Source organism: Dietzia sp. B19, from assembly GCF_014145155.1.
In the GTDB taxonomy this organism is placed as follows: domain Bacteria; phylum Actinomycetota; class Actinomycetes; order Mycobacteriales; family Mycobacteriaceae; genus Dietzia; species Dietzia natronolimnaea.
The window spans coordinates 1-5,077 of sequence record NZ_JAALED010000404.1; the positions used below are offsets into that span (position 1 = coordinate 1).

At 70.6% G+C, this 5,077-nt stretch carries 4 protein-coding genes; 1 reads left to right on the forward strand and 3 read right to left on the reverse strand.

The window, feature by feature from the left end; genetic code table 11:
• Nucleotides 1-345: 345 nt before the first annotated feature.
• Genes G6020_RS11750 through G6020_RS11760 form a run of 3 tightly spaced genes read right to left on the reverse strand, consistent with a single transcriptional unit; the run spans nt 346 to nt 4,033 of the window.
• A complete protein-coding gene (locus G6020_RS11750) occupies nt 346-1,950 on the reverse strand; it encodes an ABC transporter substrate-binding protein (protein WP_182610752.1) in 1,605 nt (534 codons plus the stop codon).
• Nucleotides 1,947-2,984: an oligopeptide/dipeptide ABC transporter ATP-binding protein gene (locus G6020_RS11755; RefSeq protein ID WP_182610753.1), complete on the reverse strand. Its 1,038-nt coding sequence runs from the start codon at nt 2,982-2,984 to the stop codon at nt 1,947-1,949. The genes G6020_RS11750 and G6020_RS11755 overlap by 4 nt, the downstream gene beginning before the upstream one ends.
• Nucleotides 2,981-4,033, reverse strand: a complete 1,053-nt coding sequence (locus G6020_RS11760; RefSeq protein WP_347238368.1) for an ABC transporter ATP-binding protein — start codon at nt 4,031-4,033, stop codon at nt 2,981-2,983. Before G6020_RS11760 ends, G6020_RS11755 begins: the two co-directional genes overlap by 4 nt.
• A 167-nt stretch (nt 4,034-4,200) precedes the next feature.
• Between G6020_RS11760 and G6020_RS11765 the strand changes: the two genes are divergently transcribed.
• Nucleotides 4,201-5,077: ABC transporter permease (locus G6020_RS11765; RefSeq protein WP_347238369.1), on the forward strand; the 877-nt coding region annotated here is incomplete at its 3' end.

Here is a 5,077-nt window from a genome sequence, read left to right on the forward strand (position 1 = left end):
TACACGCTGACTGCAGCCGCTTCTGAACATGGCGTCTCGCCTGCGCATCGGTACACGCGGGACGCCAGGTTCGCGTGCGGCTGTGGCCGGGCACGAGCCGGGCACGAGCTGGGAGGGAGCCAGGCACGAGCCGGGCACGAGCTGGGCAGGAGCCGCGCCACTGTTCCTCGACTCGACCGGGACGCCACAGGGCCCCGGGCGGCCTCGCCGTGTGGCGGGAGCCCGGGGCCCGTGTGCGTGGGGGTCGGAGTGCAGCCGGTCGGTCAGGACCGGTGGGGATCACTCCTGAGCAGCGTCACTCTTGGAGCAGCGTCACTCATGGAGCACCGTCACTCCTGAGCAGAGTCACTCGGTCACGAACGCTCCGTCGTAGAGGACCGTCGAGGACAGGGTCGGGGTGAGTCCCCCGACGGTGTCGGAGATCGCGACGTACTGCTCGGCGTTGGCCATCACGGTGAACGGCTGCACCTCGTTGAAGACCTCCTGCAGGCGGGTGAGCGCCTCCTTCTGGGCGTCGAGGTCGGCGGCGGCCTTGAGGTCGTTGATGGCGGCGGTGAGCTCCGGGTCGTCGATCCCGGTGATGTTGGTCGCCCCGGTCGGGAGCATGCCGCTGGCGAAGGCGGCCGCAGGATCGGCGTCCGAGGTGGCCAGTCCGCCGATCACGATCTCGAAGTCCCCGGTGAACTGGCGTGCCGTGACCTGGGAGACCGGCGCGTTGTCGATCACGACCGTGAACCCGGCCGCGTCCAGCAGCGCCTTGGCCACGACTCCGGCCTCGATGTTCTCGGGACCGTCGCCGATGAGCATGCGCAGGGTGCCGTCCCAGTCCGGGGTGTCGGCCTTTACCTCCTCCACCAGGGCCCGGGCCGCCTCCACGTCGTACGCAGGCCCTTCCTGGCCGTCGTAGAGCCGGGAGGAGTCGGCGACGAGTGCGGAGGTGGCCTGGCCCTCACCGTTGTAGAGGCGCTGGTTCCACAGGTCGCGGTCCAGCGCGGCGGCGACGGCCTGGCGGGCGCGGACGTCGGTCAGGACGCCGTCGTATCCGGCCTTGCCGGAGTTCATGTTGATCACCGAGCCGGAGCTGATGATCTCCTCGAAACCGCGGACCTCGTCGTCCTGGGCCATGTTCACGAACTTGGCGCCGCGCAGGAACCCGACCTGGACCTCACCCGTCTGGAACGCGTCGTAGGTGCCCTGGGATCCGGGGATGCGGATGAACTTCAGGGTCGGGCAGACGGGACCGCCGTAGTAGTCGGGGTTGGGCTCGAGCACGGTTTCCTGGTCCGGGGTGAAGTCGGCGACGGTGAACGCTCCGGCGCCGATCGGGTTGCTGGCCCACTCCTGCGGGTCGGCGGCCTCGTAGGCGTCCCGGGGGATGACCTCCCCGACGGTCCCGGCGAGCGTGATGGGGAACCCGGCCCACGGGTCGGCGAGCGTGAACTCGACGGTGAGCGGGTCCACCACCCGAGCCTCGGTGATCTCCATGGCCTCGGTCATCGCGACCGACCGGGTGGCGGGGTCCTTGTGCAGGGCCACCGTGAACGCGACGTCCTCCGCGGTGAGCGGGTCGCCGTTGGAGAAGGTGACGCCGTCGCGGAGGGTGAGGGTCCACACGGTGTTGTCGTCGTTGGACTCCAGCGACTCGGCCAGCTTGGGCTCGAACTCCTCGGCCTCCGGGTTCCACACCATGAGCCGGTCGTAGACGGCCGCCGACTGGGCGCCGCCGCGGACGCCGTACTGGCCCTGGCCGGGCGCGAAGCTGGGGAGCATGGAGAACTCGCCCACGGTGATCGTGCCGCCGGCGCGGTCCTCGGTGCAGCGCTCGGACTGGTCCGGCGCGAGGCCCTCGCCGCCGGCCGCGGCGGTCGAGTCGTCCCCGCCCCCGCCACATGCGGTCAGGGTCAGGGTGGCCGCCGCTAGTACGGCCAGTGCGCTGGTGGTGCGCTTCATCGGTTCTCCTCGAGAGGGTGGTGGCACGCGACCTGGTGGCCGGGTGCGATGACGGTCAGCTGTGGGCGTTCGGCGGCGCAGATCTCGGTGGCCCGGGGGCACCGGGTACGGAAGCGGCAACCGGACGGGGGGTCGAGCGGGGAGGGCAGCTCCGAACTCGTGGCGGTGATCGGCGACTCGCCGAGCGTGTCCGCGAGGGTGCCGCCGAGTGTGGGGGCCGACGAGATGAGCAGCATCGTGTACGGGTGGGCGGGCGCGCGGTAGAGGGAGGAGGTGTCGGCGACCTCGCACACCGTGCCGAGGTACATCACGGCCACCTGGTCGGCGATGTTGTGCACCACCGACAGGTCGTGGGAGATGAAGACCATCGTCAGCCGGTAGCGCTCCTTCATCTCCTCGAGCAGATTGAGGATCTGTGCCTGCACGGAGACGTCGAGCGCCGAGACCGGCTCGTCGCACACCAGCACCTCGGGCTCGAGCACCAGTGCCCGGGCCAGCGCGATGCGTTGGCACTGGCCGCCCGAGAACTCGGACGGGCGCCGGCCACCGGCGTGGTCGGGGTCCAGGCCCACCGCCTCGAGGGCCGCGTCGACCCGGCGCCGGATCTCCTCCCGGCCGCCGTCGACGCCCTGGATCTCCAGACCCTCCGCCACGATGTCCCGGACCCTGCGGCGGGGATTGAGCGACGAGACGGGGTCCTGGAACACCATCTGGATCAGCTTCCGGGCCCGTTTGAGTGAGGCCCCGGACAGCGAACACAGGTCGGTGCCGTCCACCACCACGCGGCCGGAGGTGGGACGGGGGAGTTGGAGCAACGCGCGACCGAGGCTGGACTTGCCGCAGCCGGACTCGCCGACCAGAGCCAGCGTCCTGCCGCGGGGGACGTCGAGGGAGACGTCAGAGACGGCGTGGACCGTCCCCTTGCGGGTGTGGTACTCGACGGTCACGTGATCGACGACGAGCTTGGCGTCCCCGGGCCGTCCCGCGTCCGGCGGGGTGGGCGCGTCGGCGACGTGCTGACTGGAGCCGGTCATGAGGCCTCGCTGCTGGTGCGGTGGTGGACGGGGACGGTGGGGTGGAGACATCCGACGCGGTGGACGGTGGTCGCCGTGGGGTGGGAGGTGGAGGCCGTGGCGAGGTCCCCGAGAGGGGGGTCGACGACGAGGCAGTCGTCCGCCACCCGGGGGCATCTCGGGGCGAACCGGCATCCCGGCGGCATCTCCCGCAGGTTCGGCGGGCGCCCCTCGATCACGGTGAGCCGGGTGTGCGGAGGCAGGTCCGGCCGCGGGATCGAGTCCAGCAGTGCGCCGGTGTAGGGGTGCGCGGGTTCGTCGAGCAGCGCCCGGGTGTCGCCCACCTCGAGGAACCGACCGGCGTACATGACCCCGATCCGGTCGGTGTGCTGCGAGACCACGGCGAGGTCGTGGCTGACCAGGATCATCGCCATGTCCCCGTCGGCCTGCAGCCCGTGGAGGAGGTCGAGGATCTCGTGCTGCACCGTCACGTCGAGCGCGGTGGTGGGCTCGTCGGCGATGAGCAGCTTGGGCGAGCAGGACAGGGCGATGGCGATCCCGACGCGTTGGCGCATGCCGCCGGAGAGCTGGTGGGGGTACTCGGTGAGGCGGGCGCGGGGAGAGGGGATCCGGACCCGCTCGAGGAGCTCGACCGCGCGGTCGGCCGCCTCCCGGCGACCCAGTCCCAGATGGTGCCGCAGCGGGTCGATGATCTGCCGACCGATGGTCCGGATGGGGTTGAGCGAGGTGAGCGGGTCCTGGAAGACCATCGCGATCTCGCGTCCCCAGAACTTCTGTGCCTCGCGCTGGGACAGGGCCAGGACGTCGCGGCCGTCGAAACGGACCGTCGAGGCGGGATCCACCCGGGCGGTGGTGGGGGCGATGCCCATGATCGAGCGGACGAGCATCGACTTGCCGGAGCCGGACTCGCCGACGATGCCGATGGTCTCGCCGCGGCGCAGGGAGATGTCGACCCCGTCGACGGGCGTGATGCGCCCGGAGGGGGTGTCGATGTGGGTGCGGAGTTCCCGGACCTCGAGCAGCAGGTCGTCCCGGTCGTTCGACGACACGGGTCTGCGGGGTGGTGCGGCGGCGATGACGGCCTCCTCGGGGTGATGGTCCGGTCTAAGTCATCTACTTAATCCGTCTTGCTGTGACGAGTATCACGGCATATGGTGGCTACGTCAAGACGAGTAAGAAACCGCCTTAGGCGGTGTCTCAATCGAAGGGTCACTACGTGCTCAGGTTCATTGGCGAACGCGCTCTGCACGCGATCGTCGTCGTCGTACTCGCCGCGACCGGCGCGTTCTTCCTCATGGAGGCGGTCCCGGGCGACTCCGCGGCCTCGGCCGTCGGCCCGGGGGCCACCGCGGAGCAATACCAGTTGGCGAGGGAGGAGTTGGGGCTGGACAAGCCCGTATGGACCCGGTTCGCCGACTGGGTCGGGGGGCTGGCCTCCGGCGACCTCGGGAACTCACTGGTCCCGCCCAACCAGTCCGTGGTGGAGCTGATCGGCAACGCGCTGCCGGTCACCATGCAGCTCGCGTTCCTGTCGATCATCCTCTCGCTGGCGATCGCGGTGCCCGTCGCCGTGTGGTCGGCCTACCGGCGCGGTGGGGTGTTCGACCAGGTGGCCTCGATCGTGGCGTTCGCGTTCATCTCGGTCCCCAGCTTCGTGGCCGGCCTGCTGCTGATCTACCTGTTGGTCTTCAACCACTCGTTGGCGCAGCAGTTGATCCTCGGCGCGGCGGTGGTGATCGGCCTCGCGGTGGCGCTGTCCCCGCTCGGCAGGCGCGGCGGCCCCGGGTCACCCGGGGTGATGTGGGGCCGGGCCCTGATCGGCGGCGTCGCGGTGGGCGCGGTACTGGCCCTGCTGGCCCTGTTCCTCCCCGAGTTCCCGCGGCAGGGCTACGTGCCGCTGGCCGACGGACTGGGGGAGAACCTGCGGAGCATCGCCCTGCCGGCCATCACCCTCGCCCTGATGGAGGTCGCGATCTTCACCCGCGTCCTGCGGACCGACATGATCTCCACCCTCCAGCAGGACTTCGTCCTCTCGGCCCGCGCCAAGGGCATGCCCACCCGGCACGTCCTGGTCGCGGAGGCGCTGCGGCCGA

Bases quoted from the DNA above. Each gene is read 5' to 3' on its own strand.
- G6020_RS11750 (WP_182610752.1), bottom strand. From the start codon at position 1,950: ATGAAGCGCACCACCAGCGCACTGGCCGTACTAGCGGCGGCCACCCTG.
- G6020_RS11755 (WP_182610753.1), bottom strand. From the start codon at position 2,984: ATGACCGGCTCCAGTCAGCACGTCGCCGACGCGCCCACCCCGCCGGAC.